Consider the following 19494-nt stretch of genomic DNA (forward strand, 5'->3'; position numbering starts at 1 on the left):
GAGACAGCCTCACCTCAGGAGCCCGAGGGCTTCGGGGCGATCTGGCCCGCGGCGATCGCGGCGAGGGCGAGGGCGAAGCCGACCAGCTGGACCGGGCCGAGTGACTGGCCGAGCAGCAGCGCACCCAGCAGGGCGGCCACGATCGGCGACAGCAGGACGAGGACGGCGACGGACGTGACCGGCAGGGTGGTCACGCCACGGACCCACAGGACGTACGAGAGCAGGCCGCCGACCAGGCCGAGCCAGAGATAGCCGAGGACGGCGCTCGCGTCGACGGCGGGCGGGGCGCCCTCGAACAGGAACGTCACCGGCACCAGGAACAGGCCGCCCGCGGCGAGTTGCCAGCCCGCGAACGCCGTCGGGCCGACGCCGTCCGGGCGTCCCCAGCGCTTGGTGAGCGTCACCCCGAGTGCCATCGAACCGGCGCCGCCGAGACCCGCCAGAACCCCGACCGCGTCGAATCCCGCGTCGGGGCCGACCACCACCAGACCGACGCCCACGACACCGGCGATCCCCCACACGAAACTCCGGGCCGACGGGGGCTGACGCAGCACGGCCACGGCCAGGACCGCGACGATCAAGGGCTGCGCGGCACTCAGCGGGGCGGCCACACCTCCGGGCAGCCGTTCGGCGGCGACGAACAGCAGGGGGAAGAGCGCGCCGATGTTGAGCACGCCCAACGCGGCGGCCCTCGGCCACCACACCCCGCGGGGCAGCGTGCGTGTGATCGCCAGCGCGATCAGGCCCGCGGGCAGGGCGCGGAGGAGTCCCGCGAACAACGGGTGGCCCGGGGGCAGGAGTTCGGTGGTGACCACGAACGTGGTCCCCCAGACGATGGGCGCGGACGCGGTCAGGGCAGTGTCGGCAAGACCTGCCGGGCTCGATGACGTCACCAGGTTCTTCACGCGATCCAGCTTCGGCGCCCATGATCAATGAGTCCAATGCATGTTTGTCACGGGATCCATCGTGATTCACGATGGATCCATGGAGCTTCAGCAGATGCGGTACGTCATCGCCGTCGCGGAGACGAACAGCTTCACCCGCGCCGCCGAGCGGTGCCTCGTGGTCCAGTCCGCACTCAGTCATCAGGTCGCCCGTCTGGAACGGGAGCTCGGCGCCCGGCTCTTCGACCGCACCAGCCGCCGCGTGCGGTTGACGCCGGCCGGTGAGGCGTTCCTGCCGGCGGCCAGGCAGGCCGTCAACGCCGCCGAGCGCGCCGCCTCCGAGGTCGCCGCGGCCGTCGGCGAGATCCGCGGTCGGCTCGCCGTCGGCGTGATCCCCACCGTCGCGGCCTTCGACATCCCGGCCGCACTGCACGCCTTTCGCCGGCTCCACCCCCAGGTCCGCATCCGTCTGCACGTCGGCGCCAGCGAGCGCCTCGTCGAGCTGGTCAAGGAGGGCACGCTCGAGATCGCCTTCCTCGGCCTGCCCTCGACGGCCGGGCCCGAAGGGGTCGGCTCCAGGGCGCTGGCCCACGACCGGCTGGTCGCCGTGGTCGCCCCCGGCCATCCGCTCGCAGGGGAGACCGAGGTCGACCTCGCCCGGCTCTCCTCCGAGGTGTTCGTGGACAAGCCGGCGGGAACGGCCGGACGCCTCCAGTCCGACCAGGCGTTCGCCGCGGCCGGAGTCCACCGCGAGGTCGCCTTCGAAGTGACCGACGCCGGGTTCACGACGCGGCTCATCCACCAGAACCTCGGCATCGCCCTCCTTCCCTCGGCCTACACCCCGCACCTCACGGGCGTGGTCACGATCCCGGTCCGGGACGCACCGTCCCGGACCGAGCACCTCGTCTGGAACCGCTCCACCCTCACCCCCGCGGCGACGGCCTTCCTCGCGGAACTGGACATCGTGATCGACCAGGAGACGGAAGGCTCCTGACACGGCGTCCGGGCATGGCTCGCCCTGTGGCGGGCGAGGCGGCGAGGCCGTCCACCCTGCCGTAACCCCGCGGCCACTCCCGGCTGCGAGGCTCGCACCCGAACGGAAGTTGTCTGTACAACTTGGAGATCCCTCGATGGTGTCACTCACCTCCGCACCGCCGTTCTGGCTGCGCGACAACTGCCCCTGCCCGGACTGCCGCGACCCCCGCAACGGCCAGAAGCTGTTCCAGATCACCGACCTTCCCGCCGCGCTCGCCGTAGCCGCCGTCCACGACACCCGCACCGCCGACGGCGCCCCCGCACGCGAGGTGGTCTGGGCCCCCGACCGGCACCGGTCCCTCTACCCCGAGACCTGGCTGGCGGCCCACCTTCCCGGCGCCCCTGCCGCACCCGGCGACGGCCGGACCGAGGACGACAAGGAGCTGTGGGCCGCGAGCCGCTTCGACGGCGGGCTCCCCGAGGCCGACTGGGACGCGTACACCACCGACCCGAACGTCCGGGCCGCCGCCCTCGACTCGGTGCTGCGCCTCGGCTTCGTGCTGCTGCGCGGCGTCCCCGTCCGCGACCGCCAGGTCCTCGACGTGGCCCGTACCTTCGGCCACGTACGGGAGACCAACTACGGCGAGCTCTTCGAGGTACGGGTCGAGGCCGACCCCAACAACCTCGCCTTCACCGGTGCCCGCATCACCCCGCACACCGACAACCCTTACCGCGACCCGGTTCCCACCCTCCAGCTGCTGCACTGCCTCACCAACGCGGCCCAGGGCGGCGACTCCGGCCTCGTCGACGGCTTCCACGCGGCGGCGCTGCTGCGCGCCCAGGACCCGGAGGCGTACGAGACCCTCACCCGGGTCCCCGCCCCGTTCGCCTTCGCCGACGAGCGCACCGAACTCCGCGCCCACCGGCCGCTGATCGGCATCGACCCGGCCGGCCGGATCCGCGAGATCCGCTTCAACAACCGCTCCATCGGCACGCTGCGGCTGCCCGCCGATCGCCTCGACGCCTTCTACGCCGCCTACCGGCGCTTCGGCGACCTGCTGCTCCGCCCCGAGCTCCAGCTCGACTTCCGGCTCACGCCCGGCGACTGTCTGATCTTCGACAACACCCGGCTGCTGCACGCCCGGACGGCCTTCGCCGAGTCCGGCGACCGGCACCTCCAGGGCGCCTACGCCGACATCGACGGACTCGCCTCCACCCTCGCCGTACTGCGCCGGGAGGAGAGCGCGAAGTGAACCCCCTCGACACCCTCGCCGGGCTCTTCGAAGGCGAAGGCGGCGCCGAGTACTTCGGCGAGGCCGTCACCCAGGCCGAGCACATGCTCCAGGCCGGCGCCCTCGCCGAGGCGGCCGGCGCCCCGCCGCACCTGATCGCCGCCGCGCTCCTGCACGACGTCGGCCACTTCCAGGGGGCGGTCACCGGCCGCGACCTGATGGAGCACGGCACCGACAACCGGCACAGCCACACCGGCGCCGACTGGCTCGACCAGTGGTTCGGTCCCGAAGTCACCGAGCCCGTAAGGCTGCACGTCGCCGCCAAGCGCTACCTCTGCGCCGTCGAGCCCGGCTACGTCGACCTGCTCTCCGAGGCGTCCGTGCACACCCTCGCCGTCCAGGGCGGGCCGATGACCGAGGCGCAGGCACGCGCCTTCGAGGCGCATCCGGGGGCCGCCGACGCCGTCGCCGTACGCCGCTGGGACGAACGGGCGAAGGACCCGGAGCTGCCGACGCCGGGCTTCGCCCACTTCAGGCCCCTGCTGGCCGGGCTGCTCCTCACGGGCCGAGCGCTCACGAACCGAGCCGACGGCCCAGCGCGCTCGTCCCCGTCGAACTCTGCATCGTGAACGCCACGGTCCCCGGCAGATAGCGATCCTGCGACCACTCCACCGGCGCGCCCGTCGGGTCGGTGGAGTGCCGTCGCTCCCGCAGCAGCGACTCCCCGGCCCGGCAGCCGAGCAGCTCCGCGTCGTCGGCGTCGGCAGGCACCAGGTCGATGGTGTGCCGGGCGTCCGCGAACAGCACGCCGTGCAGCTCCAGCTGCTCCGAGTGCGAGACGGTGTCCAGCGGCATCCGGGCCACCAGCTCACCGATCCGCTCCGGATACGTCGTACGCTCCACCATCACCGGCGTGCCCGCGAGCGTCCGCAGCCGCCGTACCCGGTAGACCGGCGATCCCTCCTCGACGCGCAGCTTCTCGGCCTCCTCCGCGTCCGCGGGGACCCGGTCGACGGCCACGATCCGGCCCCCGGGCTCCTCCCCGAGCGAGCGCGCCCAGCGCGTGAACGAGCGCAGCTCGCCGAAGCTGTGCAGCCGGGGCCCGCCGAGCACCACCCGGCGCGAACCGCGCCGCGAGGTGATCAGCCCGTCGGTCCTCAGCGCGGCGAGCGCCTGGCGGACCGTGCCCCTCGACACACCGTAACGGCGGGCCAGTTCGTCCTCGGCGGGCAGCTTCGCCCCCGAGCCGTACTCGCCCGCGGTGATGGCGGTCCGCAGATCGGCGGCGACCTTCAGATACAGCGGTGTCCTGCCCCGTGCCTCACTCACGGACCCACCCTGTCATGCCCCGTGCTCACCGGACCAGGGAGATCAACAGCTCGGGGTCCACCTCGGTCAACGAGTCCGCCAGCGTGACGCCTTCGGTGCCGGCGAAGTCCTCCAGCGGCTCCGTCGACGGCACGGCGAGCACCCGGCAACCCGCGGCCACCGCCGAGGCGACTCCCGTCGGACTGTCCTCGACGGCCACGCACCGCGCCGGTTCGGCGCCGAGCGCCACCGCCGCCGCCAGATAGGGATCGGGCTCCGGCTTCGTCCGTACGGTGTCCTCGGCGCCGAACAGCGCGTCGAAGCGGTGCCCGTCCAAGGTGCTCGCGACCTGCGCGACGACCGCCCGCGGCGATGCCGACACCAGCGCCGTCGGCACCCGGCGCGCGCGCAGCGCGGCCAGCAGCCGCAGCGCGCCCGGCCGGGGCGCGGCGGCCACCGCGAGCCGCGCGGCGAAGTCCGCGCCCAACTCGGCCGCGAGCTCCGCCGCCGGCGCGTCCAGGTGCTCCTGGAGCATGGCCGCCGTGTCCTCCACCGAGCGCCCCGTCACCGCCGTTCGGCGCTCGGCGTCCAGGCCGCGGCCCCGGCGCACGGCCGCGGCCTCCACCACGTCCAGCCAGACGCCCTCGGTGTCGACGAGCGTCCCGTCCATGTCGAAGAGGACCGCCTGCAGCCCGCTCACGCCGCACCGTCCCAGGAGGCGAGGAGCACGGGCCGCTGCCGCGGAGTCACGGTGACGGCCGAGCCAGGGGACAACTCGGCGGCCGTGTGCGTGGGAACGTCCGCCGTGACGTCCGTGCCGTCGGGCAGGGTGATCCGCATCCGGGTCGTCGGGCCGTGGAACGCGGAACTGGTCACATGGGCGGACCCGCCCGCCGTCAACTCCAGCGCCTCCGGCCGCAGCAGCACCCGTACGTCCCCCGTACCGCCCGGCCCCTCGACCGGCAGCCGTGTGCCGAGCACCTCCACCACGTCGTCGCCGACGACCCGGCCGGGGACCCGGTTCATGGTGCCGACGAACTCGGCGACGAAGCCCGTCGCCGGACGCTCGTACAGCTCCCTCGGGGAGGCGCACTGCTCCAGCCGGCCGCCGTTCATCACCGCGACCCGGTCGGCCATGGACAGCGCCTCCTCCTGGTCGTGGGTGACGAAGACGGTGGTGATGCCCAACTCCAGCTGGAGCCGGCGGATCTCCTCCCGCAGCGTGAGCCGCACCCGCGCGTCGAGCGCCGACAGGGGCTCGTCGAGCAGCAGCAGCCGGGGTCGGAGCGCGAGCGCGCGGGCCAGCGCGACCCGCTGCTGCTGACCGCCGGAGAGCTGGTGCGGGAAGCGGTCGCCGTGACCGGCCAGACCGACGAGTTCGAGCAGCTCGGCCGCGCGTGCCCGCCGCTCGGCGGCCCGTACCTTGCGCATCCGCAGCCCGAAGGCCACGTTGTCGGTCGCCGTGAGATGCGGGAACAGGCTGTACGACTGGAACACCATCGCCGTGTCACGGCGGTCGGCCGGCACCGGCACGATGTCCTCGCCGTCGAGCAGCACCTGGCCCGCGTCGGGCTGCTCGAAGCCCGCCAGCACGCGCAGCGCGGTCGTCTTGCCGCAGCCGGACGGGCCGAGCAGTGCGAGGAGTTCGCCGGGGGCGACATCGAGATCGAGGCCGTCGAGCGCGACGGCGGAGCCGAAGGACCGGCGCAGGCCACGGATCTTCAGAGCGGCGCCGGTGCGTACCGGCCGGTCGAGCACGGTCATCGGGAGGTCTTTCCTTCGGAGGTACGGGAAGGGCGCGGTGCACGACGGCGGTTGCCCACGGTCGTCAGGGCCAGCAGCAGCACCCAGGTCAGCAGCAGGCTCAGCAGCGACACGGCCACCGAGAGCCGGGCGTCCGAGCCGGAGGCCTGCACGATCCAGACCGCGAAGGGCTGGAAACCGAGCAGCGAGGCGACCGTGAACTCGCCGAGGACCAGCGCCAGCGTCAGGAACGAGGCGTTCAGCAGCGCACCGCGCAGATTGGGCAGCACGGCCGAGACGAGCGCCCGCGGCCAGGACGCCCCGCAGTCCCGCGCGGCCTCCACCAGGGTGCGGACGTCCACGGAGCGCAGCCCCGCGTCGAGCGCCCGGTGGACGAAGGGCAGCGCCATCACGGCGTACGCGAGGACGAGGACGAAGGGGAAGTCCGGGTTCTGCACAGCCACGAAGGTCCGGTACAGCGGAGTCGTGGAGAGCTTCTCCGGGCCCCAGCGCAGTACGGTCCCGAGACCGGCGGTCAGCGCCACGGGCGGCACCACCAGTGGCAGCGTGCACACGATCTCCTGAACGGGCCGCAGCCGGGGCGCCGAGAGCCGGGCCGCGACCGCGGCGGGGATCGTGATCAGCAGCACGAGGGCGACGGTCGCCGCCGCCAGGCCGAGCGACAGCAGCAGACTGCCGCCGAAACCGGGCGCCGTGAAGATCCGGGTGTACGAGGAGAGGGTGAGCCCCTGCCCGGGGACGTCCACGGTGAAGACGGCGGAGGCGAGCAGCGGGACGAGGAAGTAGACCCCGGCGAGCAGCAGCACCAGGGGACGTCCTAGGCGAGCCATCGGGTGCTCCTTCGCTGGAGGGGGAGGTGGACGGCCATCACGAGGGCCGCGACCACGACCATGTCGAGGCTCAGCGCGAGCGCCACGTTCTCCTGGCCGACGAGGACGTTGCCGGAGAGCGCGTCGGCGATCTGCAGCGTCACCAGCGGCACGGAGCTGCCGACCATCGCGGCGGCCGTCGCGTACGCGGCGAACGCGCTGCCGAAGAGCAGCACGAACCCGCCCAGGAGGGACGGCAGCAGCACCGGAAGTCCGACATGGTGCCAGTACTGCCACGCCGAGGCGCCGCAGTCGCGGGCCGCCTCCCGCCACTGGACGCGCAGTCCGTCGAGCGCGGGCGCCACGGTCAGCACCATCAGCGGGACCAGGAAGTACAGATAGGTCAGGGCGAGGCCCCAGAAGCTGTACAGCGACCAGCCGTGCTCGCCGAGGCCCAGACGCGTGGTGAGCACGCCGGCGTTGCCGAGGGTGGCGACGAACGCGAAGGCGAGCGGTACACCACCGAAGTTGGCGAGCACCCCGGAGGCCGTGAGGACGGCCTCGCGCAGCGCCCGGCCGCGCGAGGAGACCACGGCCTGGGCGAGGAGCAGCCCGAGGAGGGTGCCGCCCGCCGCGGTGAGCGCGGACAGTTCGATGCTGCCGAGCAGGGCGGTGCGGTACGCGCCGTCGACCGACCGGGTCACGTTGTCGAGGCCGTACCCGCCGTCGGCGACGGTGAAGGCGCCGTCGGCCATCGCGAGCGCCGGCAGCCCGAAGGCGAGACCGACGACGAGGAAGAGCGGCAGTGCGGCGACCCAGCCGCCGGGGCGCGGGCGGCGCCGGGCCCGACGCGCGGGGGTAGTGGCGGCGGGGGCCGCGGGGGAGCCGCCGGTCATGGGGGAACCGGCGGCCCCGGTGGCCCCGGACGGGGCGGTGGAGGAGTGCGAAGTCATCGACGGGTCACCCGGAGACGGCCGCGGCCCAGCCCTGCGACAGGGTCTCCTTGGCCTTGGAAGTCTGCTGCTCGGTGGGGAACTTCGGGGTACCGGCGACCTTCGGCAGCGCCGCGGCGGCCGCACTGTCGATCGTGCCGTCGGCCTCCATCGCCGGCATGAGCACGGGCCGGGCGTGGCCCTTCAGCCAGAGGTTCTGGCCCTCGGCGCTGTACAGGTACTCCTGCCACAGGCGGGCGGCCGCCGGGTGCGGGGCGTCCTTGTTGATCGCCTGCGAGTAGAACTGGGCGTAGACGCCGTCGGTGGGGACGGCGACCTTCCAGTCGATGTCCTTGGCGGCGAACTGCTCGGCGTAACCGGCGTTCAGGTAGTCCCAGTCGATGGAGATGGGCGTCTCGCCCTTCTCGACCGTGGCGGGGGTCGACTCGACCGGGTTGTAGTTGCCGTTCTTCTTCAGCTTGCCGAAGAAGTCGATGCCCGGCTGGATGTCGTCGAACGAGCCGCCGTTGGCCAGCGCCGCCGCGTACACGCCGCCGAAGGCCGAGCCCGACTTGGTGGGGTTGCCGTTGAGGGCGACCTGGCCCTTGTACTCGGGCTTGAGCAGATCGGCGAAGGTCTGCGGGCAGACCTTGACCCGCTTGGCGTCGCAGCCGATGGAGACATAGCCGCCGTAGTCGTTGAACCAGCGGCCCTGCGCGTCGCGCTGCGTCTCGGGGATCTTGTCGAAGGCGGCGACCTTGTACGGCGCGGTCAGCCCCTGCTCGCCCGCGGCCTGGGCGAAGGAGGCGCCGAGGTCGAGCACGTCGGGCGCGCGGTCCTGGCCCTTGCGGGACTTGACCGCGTTGATCTCGTCCTGGCTGGAGCCGTCGGGGTTCTCGACGTTCACCTTGATGCCGTACTTCGCGGTGAAGCCGTCGATGATCGCGCCGTAGTTGGCCCAGTCGCGGGGGATGGCGATCGCGTTGAGCGTGCCCTCCTTCTTCGCGGCGGCGACCAGGGCGTCCATGCCACCGGCGTCGGCGGCGGAGGTCGCGGTGGCGAGGCTCTTCCCGTCGGCGCCCGTGGCGCCCTTCGTCGGGGCGGCGCCGCAGGCGGTGAGGGTCAGGGCGGTCAGGCCGAGGGCGCCGACGAGGGCGGCGGCGCGGGCAGCGGAGGTCACGCGTACTCCATGGGGGAAGGGGAGCGAGGCCAAGATGTATGAACAACTGTTGTCCATACAACTCCTGCATTACGGGGGGTCCCGATGTCCCGTCGGTGAACGCGAGGAGAAGCCCGCCCTGCGATTCCCCGGCGGATCGGGGTGTTCGGCACGTCCCGCCCGTGCTGTCGTGATCAGCGGCAGCGGGGGCTCGTCCACTCCAGACGGGTCCTGACCCGAGGGTCCTCGATGTACTCGACGGCGGCGAGGGCCGTGTCCCGGGCGGTGCCGCCCGGACTCCCCTCCGCCAGGATCCACGCCAACGCCTCGACGGCACGCGGATCCTGGCGGATCGCCAGCCCGCGCGCCGCCTCGGCGACGACGTCAGGATCCGAGTCGTCCAGCCGGGCCGCGAGAGCCTCCCGCAGTACGGGCGTGTCCTCGGGCACCTCCGCGAGTGCCAGGGTCGCCCAGTCCCGCACCCCGTGGTCGTGATCGCGGCTCAGGGCGACCAGTCGCGCCACCGCCGCCGCGTCCCCCGCCGGCACGGGCCCGGTGAGCGCGCACCCGAGGGCCCGCCGCACCTCGATGTCGGGATGCGAGGCGAACGCCGTCATCTCGGGCACCGCGACCGGGTCCCCGTACTGCCCGAGCGCGACGACCACGGAGAGCGCCGGCTCCCTTGCCGCATCCCTCGCCGTCTCCGCCGCCAGGTGGCGCAGCACCGGCATCGCCCGCGCCGTGAAGCCGTCGAGGCCGCCCAGGACGCGCGCGCCCAGGGCCCGGCGCAGGGGCTCCTCGCTCGCGCACCACGCGACGGCCGCCGCGAACGTGTCCTCGTCGCCGCGGTCGGCCAGGGCACGGACCGTCTCGGTCCAGTCGTCGAGGTCCGGGTCCCCGCACCGCAGCGCCCGCCCCGCGAGCTCCTCGTACGGCGCGCGGACCCCCAGCGCGCGCTCCAGGAGCGTGGCGATCGCCGCGTGGCCGGTCTGCTGCTCGTTGCCGCTGCCCGGGGCGCCGTTCGAGCGCAGCAGGTCGACGACGACGGTCACCCCACCGTCCTCGTACACACGGCGCATCACGGTCTCCCCGGACCCGTCGCCCCCGCCCGCCCCGAGCAGCCCGCGTCGCAACTCCTCCGCGATGTCGACACCGATCCAGCGTCGCGCCTCGCGCAGAGCGTCCTCGACCGGCCCGGCACCGTGGTCGAGCAGGGCCCGTACGCTCCCGGTCGAGCCCCTTCGAGCCGCCGCGACCAGCGGCGGAAGCCCGTCGGGTCCGGGCCTGCCGGGGTCGGCGCCGTGCTCCAGAAGGACCCGCGCCGTCTCCACGTGCCCGAGCCGCACGGCCCAGTCCAGGGGGGTGAACCCGAACGCCTCCGCCTGGTCCGCCCGCGCCCCGCCGGCCAGCAGCGCCCGCACCACCTCGGTGTGCCCGCCGCAGGCGGCGCCGCACAGCGGAAGGTCCCCCGCCTCCTCGCCGCTGCCCCGCGCGGGATCGGCGCCCGCCGCCAGCAGAAGCCGTACGATCCCGGCCTCGTTCGCCACGGCCGCCCGGTACAGCGGGGTCTCGCCCTCGTCGTCGGCCTCGGGGGACACTCCGGCCCGGAGGGCGCGCACGACGGCGTCGTCCCCCTCGTGAATCGCGTCGAACAGCGTGCTCATCCGTCGACCTTCACCCGCCGGACACGAACGGCGCAAACGAATAGGAGTGTCCGACGGATCGAGGCCGCCGCCCTAGGTCTGGCACTCCAGGAGCGCACCGCACACCCCGCACCGCGCCTTGACCTTGCGGCCTGCCGGGACGCGCAGTCGCTGCCGGCACACCGGGCACGGGAAGGCGACCCGGGCCGAGGCTCCCGTGCCTTCGAAGGCGTAGGGAGCGCCCGCCGGCGCCCGGCCGTAGCGGCGGTCCTTCGCGTAGCGGTGGCGCGCCGCCCATCCCGCCGCCGCCAGCGGGGGCCGGCGGTTGTCCCGCGCGGCCTCCTCCCGCCCCCGGTTCCACGCCTCGTACGCGCGCGGGCTGGTGAACCACGGCGAGGGGTCCTCCCCGAACACCTCGGCGCGCTTCGCCAGCACGTACCCGAACTCCTCCGGCGTCAGGTACCCGAGCTTCTGACTGGACACCCCGTCCTCCCGGAAAGCGTCCAGGAGCAGCCATCCGGCCCCCAGATACGTAGTCACCACATCCGTGAGGATCTCGTTCTTCCGGGTGTCGGGGAACCCGAGGTCGAGGCGGTGCAGGAGCACATGGGTGATTTCGTGGGCCAGTGCGGCTCCCACGTCCCTGCGGTGCTGTCGGAAGCGGTCGTTCAGCTCGACGAAGTACTCGGGTCCCGCCGCCAGTTCCACGCTCGCCGCGTGCGTCATCTCGCGGAAGCTCACGATCATGCGTGCCTCGGGGAGCTCCAGGTGGTGGACGAGGGACTTCGCCACCCGCTGGGCCCCGAGGTGGAGGTCCTCCTCGTCACCGAAGGCCACGTCCGCCGCCGGCACGCTCGTCGCGTACCGCCGGACCCCGTCCGCGGACAGCCTGCGGTACAGCGCGGTGATCGAGGCCCGCACCTCGTCGAGGTGCGGGAACCCATGGACGACTTCGTTGCCGTTCGGCACGTCGCACCCCCTTTCCTTCACTGTACGGGCGCGGCACGGCACCGTCCGCTGGCCGAAAACGTGTCCTTGTGGCCCCGGTGAGCCCTTGTCCATAATCCGGACCAAGCCTTGACGGGCACATGCCATCAAGGCTCAACCCCCCATGAAAGGCAGACACTTGAAGAAGAACAGGTTCGTCCGCGCTCTTCAGAGAATCGCCGCGGTCGGCGCCGTCGTGCTCGCCGCCGTCAGCCTCCAGCCCTCCACCTCCTCCGCCGCGCCCGCCCCCGTCGTCGGCGGAACCCGTGCCGCCCAGGGCGAGTTCCCCTGGATGGTCAGGCTCTCCATGGGCTGTGGCGGCTCGCTGATCACCCCGCAGGTCGTCCTCACCGCCGCCCACTGTGTGAGCGGCTCCGGCAACAACACCAGCATCACCGCCACCGCCGGAGTCGTGGACCTCCGCAGCAGCAGCGCCATCAAGGTCCGGTCCACCAAGGTCCTGCAGGCCCCCGGCTACAACGGCAAGGGCAAGGACTGGGCGCTGATCAAGCTCGCCACCCCGATCACCTCGCTGCCCACCCTGAAGATCGCCGAGACCACCGCGTACAACAGCGGCACCTTCACGGTGGCCGGCTGGGGCGCCGCCCGTGAGGGCGGGGCCCAGCAGCGCTACCTGCTCAAGGCGACCGTGCCGTTCGTCTCGGACGCGTCCTGCCAGGCCTCCTACGGCAGCGACCTCGTCCCCGCCGAGGAGATCTGCGCCGGCTTCGCCCAGGGCGGTGTCGACACCTGCCAGGGTGACTCCGGCGGCCCGATGTTCCGCCGTGACAACGCCGGTGCCTGGGTCCAGGTCGGCATCGTCAGCTGGGGCCAGGGCTGCGCCCGCCCGAACTACCCCGGCGTGTACACCGAGGTCTCGACCTTCGCCGCCCAGATCAAGTCCGCGGCCGCGAGCCTCTAGTACGACCTGAGCGTGTACGGCCGCGGGGCCACCGCCCCGCGACCAAGAGCCTGTACGGGGACGGGGCCACCGCCCCCGTACAGGCTCATCCGTCATCCGAGCCGCACGCTCCCCGCACCGCCCTCCAGTTCGAGCACCCACACCTCGTTGCCGCCCTCCCGCAGCACCGGACCCGGCACGAACAGCGACTCCTGCGGGCCCGTGGACCAGTACCGGCCCAGGCAGAAGCCGTTCACCCAGACGAAGCCGCGCGTGCCGCCCGGCAGCGACAGCGCCGCGTCACCCGGCCCGGACACGTCCACCACCGCCCGGTAGAGCCCCGGCCCGGTGTCCCCGGCCACCGGGCGCAACGGCACCTTCGCCACCGCCCCCGCCTCGAAGGCGTCAAGACGCAGCCCCCGGGCCCGTACCCCGTGCACGTACTGCCGCTCGTGCCGGACCCCGCCCGTGATCCCCTTCTGCTCGGCCTGCCGCGGCCCGTAGTTGACCCGGCCCAGCGACTCCACCCACAGCTCCACCACCGCGGGCCCCGCCACCGGCTCGGCGAGCACCGCGTCCTCCGAGGTCAGCACCCCGGCCCGCACCCCGTCCACGTACACCACCGCGCGGTCGCGCAGTCCGGTCACGGAGAGCGGGTACGGCTGCCGCGGGCCGGGGATCTCCAGCCGGTAGCGCACCAGGCCCCGGTCCACGCCCAGCTCCTCGAACGTCGGCGGCAGCGGTGTCTCCGACTCCTCGTCGCCGAGCATGTCGAGGACCTCGGCGAGCGGCGCCCACTCCGCCAGGGAGGCGTCCGCCGGCCCCGCGATCCGGCGCGGCGGCTCCGGCACCTCCGGCAGCGGGCCGTCCGCGAACTCCGCGAGCACCTCGCGGAACAGCCAGTACTTCTCCGTCGGCAGCCCCGCCTCGTCGACCGGAGCGTCGTAGTCGTACGAGGTCACCGTCGGCCGCAGTTCGCCCTCGTGCAGCTCACCGGCCCGGTTCGCGCCCGCCCAGCCCGCGAAGTTCGTCCCGCCGTGCGCCATGTAGACGTTCACCGACGCCCCGCACTCCAGGATCTCCCGCAGCGTGGCCGCCGCGTCCGCCGCGTCCCGCACGGAGTGCTCCGTGCCCCAGTGGTCGAACCAGCCGCACCAGAACTCCATGCACATCAGCGGCCCCGACGGCTGGTGCCGCCGCAGCACGGCGAACGCCTCCCGCGCCTCCGAGCCGAAGTTCGCCGTCGCCAGGACCCCGGGCACCGAACCACCCGTCAGCATGTGGTCCTCGGGCCCGTCCGACGTGAACAGCGGCACCCCCACCCCGCACTCCACCAGCAGGTCCGCGACCTTGCGCAGATACCCCTGGTCGGAGCCGTAACTCCCGTACTCGTTCTCCACCTGGACCATGATCACCGGGCCGCCGCGGTCGATCTGCCGCTCCACGACCTGCGGCAGCAGCCTCCGGAACCACCGCTCCACATCAGCCAGATACTCCGCGTCGTCCGTCCGCACGCGCCGCCCCAGCCGCCCCGTCAGCCAGTGCGGCAGCCCGCCGTTCTCCCACTCGGCGCAGATGTACGGCCCCGGGCGCACGATCGCCCACATCCCGGCGGCCGCCACCGCGTCCAGGAAGCGGCCCAACGCCGCCACGTCCCCGTACCGGCCGCGCTCCGGCTCGTACAGGTTCCACGGGACGTAGGTCTCCACGCAGGTGAGTCCCATCGCACGGAGCATCCCCAGACGATGGCCCCACTGGTCCTCGTGCACCCGGAAGTAGTGCAATGCCCCCGACAGCAGCCGCACCGGCCGCCCGTCCAGAAGAAAGTCCTCGTCACCCACAGCGAACGTGCTCATGGCCTCACCCTCGCCCTCTGGCGGCGGACGGGTCCATGGACAAAGATCGTCGCTGTTTGGACGGAAGAAAGGCAGGCACGGCGGATGTACCACACCTGGATGCGCTACTTCACGCCCAGCCCGATCCACCACCGCCTCGGGCTCGTCTGCTTCGGCGTCGGACTGCAGCACGGCGCCCTGCCCACCGTCGGCCCCCGCACACTCGACCACCATGTGGCCGTCGTGGTCAGCGCCGGCAGCGGCTGGTACCGGGGCCCGGACGGCCGGCGCACCACCGTGACGGCGCCCGCCCTGATCTGGCTCACCCCCGGCGTACCGCACCACTACTCCGCCGACCCGGAGACCGGCTGGGACGAGTCCTTCGTCGACTTCGGCGGCCCCGCCACCACCACCTACACCGAGCTCGGCTACATCGAACCGGACCGGCCCGTCGTGCCCCTCTCCGACGCGGCCGCCCCGCGCGCCGCCATCGGCCGCATCGCCCGGGCCGCCCGCCGCGGAAACCCTCTCCTCGAGGTCGAGACCGGGGCAGCCGTCCACGAACTCCTCGTCGCCCTGCGCCGCGCCCGCGCCGACACCAACGCCGACGGCGACCCCGTCCTCACCGCCCTCGCCCGCGACGCCTTCCAGCCGCTGTCCGTCGCCGAACACGCCGCCCGGCACGGCATGACCCCCGCCGAGCTGCGCACCGCCGTGCGGCGCACCGCCGGCTGCAGCCCCAAGGACTATCTGCTCTCCATACGCCTCGGACGCGCCAAGGAGCTCCTCGCCGCCACGGAACTGCCCGTCGCCGCGGTCGCCCGCCGCGTCGGCTACGACGACCCGGCCTACTTCTCCCGGCTCTTCACCCGAAGGGTCGGCACCGCCCCCATCCGATTCCGGGAACAGCAGGGGCGCACCGTCCCGGGCGGCTGGAGCAACCAGATCCCGGATCCCGAACACCCTCCGACGATCGCCACCCGATCCGTCTAAGCTCGCTGCTCATGAGTGAGATCGACGAGTCCGTCACGGCGGAACTGACCCGGCTGCGCGAAAGCATCGACAACATCGACGCGGCGGTCGTCCACATGCTCGCCGAGCGCTTCAAATGCACGCAGCAGGTGGGCGTCCTCAAGGCGAAGCACCAGCTGCCGCCCGCCGACCCGGCCCGCGAGGCCAGCCAGATCGCCCGGCTGCGCCAACTGGCCGAGAGCGCGAAACTGGACCCGGCGTTCGCGGAGAAGCTGCTGAACTTCATCATCGCCGAGGTCATCCGCCACCACGAGACGATCGCGGACGGAGCGGGCCGGTGAGCCGCGTCACGGTCTTCACCCTGGGCGGGACGATCTCCGCGCGCGGCGGCGACGCCTCGCGCCTGACGGGGGCGGAGGTCCTGGCCGGGCTCGGCGCCCCCGACATCGACGTGGAGCTCCGTGACGTCCGCCGGCTGCCCAGCTCCTCCCTGTCCTTCGAGGACCTCGCCGCGGTCGCGCACGAGGTACGGGGAGCCGTCGCGGCCGGCTCCGGCGTCGTCGTGGTCCAGGGCACCGACACCCTGGAGGAGACCGCCTTCCTCCTCGACCTGCTCTGCGTCACCAGCGAACCGATCGTCGTCACCGGCGCGATGCGCCGCCCCGACCTGCCCGGCGCCGACGGCCCGGCCAACCTGGCCGCCGCCCTCGCCGTCGCCGCCGACCCCGGCTGCCGGAATCTCGGCGTCCTGGTGGTCCTGGCCGACGAGATCCACGCCGCCCGCCTCGCCCGCAAGACCCACACCACGTCCGTCACCACCTTCGCCTCTCCGGGCGCGGGCCCGCTCGGCGCGGTCGTCGAGGGCGAGCCGCGCATCCTCCTGCGCCCGACCGGCACCAGCGCGATCCACCCCCTCAGCCTCGACCCGGCGGTACGGGTCGCCCTGATCACCCTCACCGTCGGTGACCGCGGCGAACTCCTGGAGGCCGTCGACTCCCGCTTCGACGGCCTCGTCGTGGCAGCCTTCGGCGCGGGGCACGTCCCCTCCTGGCTCGTCGAGCCCCTCGCCGACCTCGCCACCCGCATCCCCGTCGTCCTCGCCTCCCGCACGGGCGCCGGCGCCACCCTCTCCCGTACCTACCGCGGACCCGGCTCCGAGCACGACCTCCTGCACCGCGGCCTCGTCCCCGCCGGTCCCCTCGACCCGGCCAAGGCCCGCCTCCTCCTGCACGCCCTGCTCTCCTCCGGCGCCAAGGGCCCCGCGGGCTACGACCGCCCCGGCATCACTGCGGCCTTCGCCCATGTGAACGGAACCGGCCTCGCGTAGGGGTGCCGGAGGCCTGCCGGCCCCGTCCGGGCGCCCCCGCCCCCGTCCGCCGACCTCTCGGCGGAACCCCGCGGTCCGCTGAGCTGTCAGCGGAACACCCGTGCCCCCCGACCACCCCATCGGGCAGCATGGGCCCATGTCCGTACTGACGCGCGACGAAGCGCAGACCCGTGCCCAGCTCCTCGACGTCCAGCACTACACGGTCGACCTCGACCTCACCACCGGCGACGAGACCTTCGAATCGACCGCCCTCATCCGGTTCACCACCCGCACCGCCGGGGACACCTTCGTCGAGCTGAAGCCCGTCACCCTCCGCTCCGCCACGCTCGACGGCACCGCCCTCGACCCCGCGACGCTCGTCGAGAACCGCCTCCCGCTCGCCGCCCTCGCCGCCGGGGAGCACGAGCTGCGCATCGAGGCGCAGATGCGGTACTCCCGCACCGGCGAGGGAATGCACCGCTTCACGGACCCCACCGACGGCGAGTCGTACGTCTACACCCAGCTCTTCATGGAGGACGTCCAGCGCGTCTTCGCCGCCTTCGACCAGCCCGACCTCAAGGCCGTCTTCGACGTGAGCGTCAAGGCCCCCGAGGGCTGGACCGTCCTCGCCAACGGCATCACCGAGCAGCAGGCCGACGGCCGCTGGAAGGCAGCGACCACCCCGCTCCTCTCCACGTACTTCGTCTGCGTCGCCGCCGGCCCCTGGCACTCCGTCCGCACCGAGCACGCCGGACTGCCCTTCGGCATCCACTGCCGCCGCTCCCTCGCTCCCTTCCTCGACGCCGACGCCGACGAGATCCTCGACATCACCAAGGCCCTCTTCGACCGCTTCCACGAGAAGTTCGAGGAGCCCTACCCCTTCGACTCGTACGACCAGGCCTTCGTCCCCGAGTTCAACGCCGGCGCCATGGAGAACCCCGGCCTCGTCACCTTCCGCGACGAGTTCGTCTACCGCTCCGCCGTCACCGTCACCGAGCGCCAGACCCGCGCCATGGTCATCGCCCACGAGATGGCCCACATGTGGTTCGGCGACCTGGTCACCCTGCGCTGGTGGGACGACATCTGGCTGAACGAGTCCTTCGCCGAGTACATGGGCTACCAGACCGTCAACGAGGCGTGCTCCGAGCGCTTCCCCGACACCTGGATCGACTTCGGCATCGAGCGCAAGGCCTGGGGTTACGACGCCGACCAGCGTCCCTCCACCCACCCCGTCGCCCCCGACCCGGACGCCGTCCCCGACACCGCATCCGCGCTGCTCAACTTCGACGGCATCTCCTACGCCAAGGGCGCCTCCGCGCTGCGCCAGCTCGTCGCCTGGATGGGGGAGAAGGACTTCCTCACCGGCATCAACACCCACTTCAAGCGCCACCGGTTCGGCAACGCCACCCTCGCCGACTTCATCGACAACCTCGCCTCCGCCACCGACCGCGACGTCCACGGCTGGGCCGAGCAGTGGCTGCGCACCACCGGCGTCGACACCCTCACCCCCGAACTCGGCGGCGACGAGACCCGCACCACCCTCACCGTGCGCCACGACGGCAGCCGCCCGCACCGCATCACCGTGGGCGTCTACGACCGCGACCTGGTCGAGGCCAAGCGGCTCGTCCCGCGCGAGCGCGTCGAGGTGGACGTCCCTCAGACGGAGCCCCTCGAACTCCCCGGCCCGCGCCCCGCGCTCGTCGTCCTCAACGAGGGCGACCTCACCTACGCCAAGGTGCGCCTGGACGAGGCCTCGCTGGAGACCGCCCTGCGGACCCTCTCCGCCATCCCGGACGCCCTCACCCGCGCGATCGTCTGGAACACCCTGCGCGACATGGTCCGCGACGGAGAACTGGAGCCCTCCGCCTACCTGGAGACGGCCCTGGCCCACCTCCCCGAGGAGACCGACCTCGCCATCGTGCAGGGCGTCCTCGCCTTCGCCCGTACCCAGATCGCCGACCGCTACGTCTCCGTCGAAGAGCGCCCCGCCGCGCTGACCCTGCTCACCGGCCTCGCCCGCGACCTCCTCCGCCGCACCGAGGACGGCGAGAACCCGGGACTGCGGCTCACGGCCGTCCGTACGTTCATCAGCAGCGCGACCCAGCCCGACGCCATCGCCGCCTGGCTCGCCGACGGAACCGTCCCCGGCGGCCCCGAGATCGACCCGGAACTGCGCTGGCGCATCCTCGCCCGGCTCGCCGTCCTCGGCGCGATCGACGAGGCCGCGATCGACACGGAGCTCGAGCGCGACCCCAGCGCCACCGGCCAGGAGGGCGCGGCCCGCTGTCGCGCCGCACTGCCGAACGCGGAGGCGAAGGCGGCCGCCTGGTCCCGCCTCTTCGACTCGGACGACCTGTCCAACTACCTCTTCACGGCGACGGCCCAGGGCTTCTGGCAGCCCGAACAGGGCGACCTGGTACGGGAGTACGTGCCCCGCTTCTACCCGGCCGCCACCGCCCTCGGCGCCCGCCGCGGCGCCGCGATGGCCGAGGCGGCGGGCCGCTACGCCTTCCCGATGTACGCGATCGACCAGGAGTCCCTGTCCCTGGGCGACAACCACCTCACGGACGAAGCCCTGACCCCGGCCCTCCACCGCAAACTGGCGGACCAACTCGACGACCTCCGCCGAGCCCTGAGGGTCCGCACCGCCTGACTCGGGCGGGGGTAATCGTCCCGCGGGTCCGAGGGAGGCCGGGCGCATCCCACCCGCCGGCCGCACCCGAACGCCCACCACGAGGGACAGGGCCTTGTCCAGACCCTGTCCCTCGTTCGGGTTACATGATCCTG

At 73.0% G+C, this 19494-nt stretch carries 18 protein-coding genes; 8 read left to right on the forward strand and 10 right to left on the reverse strand.

The window, feature by feature from the left end; all coding sequences use genetic code 11:
- Positions 1 to 14 precede the first annotated feature (14 nt).
- Positions 15 to 905, reverse strand: coding sequence for an EamA family transporter (locus ACFC0D_RS29080; protein ID WP_376442073.1), 891 nt, complete (start codon positions 903 to 905; stop codon positions 15 to 17).
- Between the two features lie 79 nt (positions 906 to 984).
- Here ACFC0D_RS29080 and ACFC0D_RS29085 point away from each other — a divergent pair, with 79 nt between their 5' ends.
- The 3 genes from ACFC0D_RS29085 to ACFC0D_RS29095 all read left to right on the forward strand — a co-directional run bounded on the left by ACFC0D_RS29085 (position 985) and on the right by ACFC0D_RS29095 (position 3720).
- On the forward strand, positions 985 to 1878 hold the full coding sequence (locus ACFC0D_RS29085) for a LysR family transcriptional regulator (RefSeq protein WP_376442076.1): 894 nt from the start codon (positions 985 to 987) through the stop codon (positions 1876 to 1878).
- Between the two features lie 136 nt (positions 1879 to 2014).
- Entirely contained in the window at positions 2015 to 3112 is a 1098-nt protein-coding gene (locus ACFC0D_RS29090) for a TauD/TfdA family dioxygenase (protein ID WP_376442079.1), read from the forward strand.
- The gene (locus tag ACFC0D_RS29095) at positions 3109 to 3720 is read left to right on the forward strand and encodes a phosphonate degradation HD-domain oxygenase (protein WP_376442081.1); all 612 of its coding nucleotides are present in this window, start codon (positions 3109 to 3111) and stop codon (positions 3718 to 3720) included. Before ACFC0D_RS29090 ends, ACFC0D_RS29095 begins: the two co-directional genes overlap by 4 nt.
- Here the strand turns inward: ACFC0D_RS29095 and ACFC0D_RS29100 are convergent.
- The 8 genes from ACFC0D_RS29100 to ACFC0D_RS29135 form a co-directional block, all read right to left on the reverse strand.
- Positions 3665 to 4420, reverse strand: a complete 756-nt coding sequence (locus tag ACFC0D_RS29100; protein ID WP_376442084.1) for a GntR family transcriptional regulator — start codon at positions 4418 to 4420, stop codon at positions 3665 to 3667. The two genes, ACFC0D_RS29095 and ACFC0D_RS29100, sit on opposite strands and share 56 nt — an antisense overlap.
- 25 nt (positions 4421 to 4445) lie before the next feature.
- A complete protein-coding gene (locus tag ACFC0D_RS29105) occupies positions 4446 to 5099 on the reverse strand; it encodes an HAD family hydrolase (RefSeq protein ID WP_376442087.1) in 654 nt (217 codons plus the stop codon).
- A complete protein-coding gene (locus tag ACFC0D_RS29110; protein WP_376442090.1) occupies positions 5096 to 6163 on the reverse strand; it encodes an ABC transporter ATP-binding protein in 1068 nt (355 codons plus the stop codon). Before ACFC0D_RS29110 ends, ACFC0D_RS29105 begins: the two co-directional genes overlap by 4 nt.
- Positions 6160 to 6993: an ABC transporter permease gene (locus ACFC0D_RS29115; RefSeq protein WP_376442093.1), complete on the reverse strand. Its 834-nt coding sequence runs from the start codon at positions 6991 to 6993 to the stop codon at positions 6160 to 6162. The genes ACFC0D_RS29110 and ACFC0D_RS29115 overlap by 4 nt, the downstream gene beginning before the upstream one ends.
- Positions 6981 to 7868: an ABC transporter permease gene (locus ACFC0D_RS29120; protein ID WP_376442147.1), complete on the reverse strand. Its 888-nt coding sequence runs from the start codon at positions 7866 to 7868 to the stop codon at positions 6981 to 6983. Before ACFC0D_RS29120 ends, ACFC0D_RS29115 begins: the two co-directional genes overlap by 13 nt.
- A 64-nt stretch (positions 7869 to 7932) precedes the next feature.
- Entirely contained in the window at positions 7933 to 9084 is a 1152-nt protein-coding gene (locus ACFC0D_RS29125; RefSeq protein ID WP_376442096.1) for an ABC transporter substrate-binding protein, read from the reverse strand.
- Positions 9085 to 9257: 173 nt separating this feature from the next.
- Positions 9258 to 10727, reverse strand: a complete 1470-nt coding sequence (locus ACFC0D_RS29130; RefSeq protein WP_376442099.1) for an ankyrin repeat domain-containing protein — start codon at positions 10725 to 10727, stop codon at positions 9258 to 9260.
- A 72-nt stretch (positions 10728 to 10799) separates the two neighbouring features.
- A complete protein-coding gene (locus ACFC0D_RS29135) occupies positions 10800 to 11675 on the reverse strand; it encodes a hypothetical protein (protein ID WP_376442101.1) in 876 nt (291 codons plus the stop codon).
- A 142-nt stretch (positions 11676 to 11817) separates the two neighbouring features.
- On the opposite strand from ACFC0D_RS29135, the gene ACFC0D_RS29140 reads away from it, so the two are divergent.
- Complete coding sequence (locus ACFC0D_RS29140; protein ID WP_376442104.1) at positions 11818 to 12615, forward strand: trypsin-like serine protease; 798 nt, start codon at positions 11818 to 11820, stop codon at positions 12613 to 12615.
- 92 nt (positions 12616 to 12707) lie between these two features.
- Here ACFC0D_RS29140 and ACFC0D_RS29145 read toward each other — a convergent pair whose 3' ends face one another.
- A complete protein-coding gene (locus ACFC0D_RS29145; RefSeq protein ID WP_376442107.1) occupies positions 12708 to 14450 on the reverse strand; it encodes a beta-galactosidase in 1743 nt (580 codons plus the stop codon).
- Between the two features lie 84 nt (positions 14451 to 14534).
- Between ACFC0D_RS29145 and ACFC0D_RS29150 the strand changes: the two genes are divergently transcribed.
- From ACFC0D_RS29150 to pepN, 4 genes are all read left to right on the forward strand, one after another.
- Positions 14535 to 15422, forward strand: coding sequence for an AraC family transcriptional regulator (locus ACFC0D_RS29150; protein ID WP_376442110.1), 888 nt, complete (start codon positions 14535 to 14537; stop codon positions 15420 to 15422).
- Between the two features lie 11 nt (positions 15423 to 15433).
- On the forward strand, positions 15434 to 15742 hold the full coding sequence (locus ACFC0D_RS29155; RefSeq protein ID WP_376442113.1) for a chorismate mutase: 309 nt from the start codon (positions 15434 to 15436) through the stop codon (positions 15740 to 15742).
- On the forward strand, positions 15739 to 16728 hold the full coding sequence (locus ACFC0D_RS29160) for an asparaginase (RefSeq protein WP_376442116.1): 990 nt from the start codon (positions 15739 to 15741) through the stop codon (positions 16726 to 16728). The genes ACFC0D_RS29155 and ACFC0D_RS29160 overlap by 4 nt, the downstream gene beginning before the upstream one ends.
- Before the next feature lie 136 nt (positions 16729 to 16864).
- A complete protein-coding gene (gene pepN, locus ACFC0D_RS29165) occupies positions 16865 to 19360 on the forward strand; it encodes an aminopeptidase N (RefSeq protein ID WP_376442118.1) in 2496 nt (831 codons plus the stop codon).
- Positions 19361 to 19494: the final 134 nt, after the last annotated feature.

It is taken from the genome of Streptomyces sp. NPDC056222, from assembly GCF_042264065.1.
Lineage (GTDB): Bacteria > Actinomycetota > Actinomycetes > Streptomycetales > Streptomycetaceae > Streptomyces.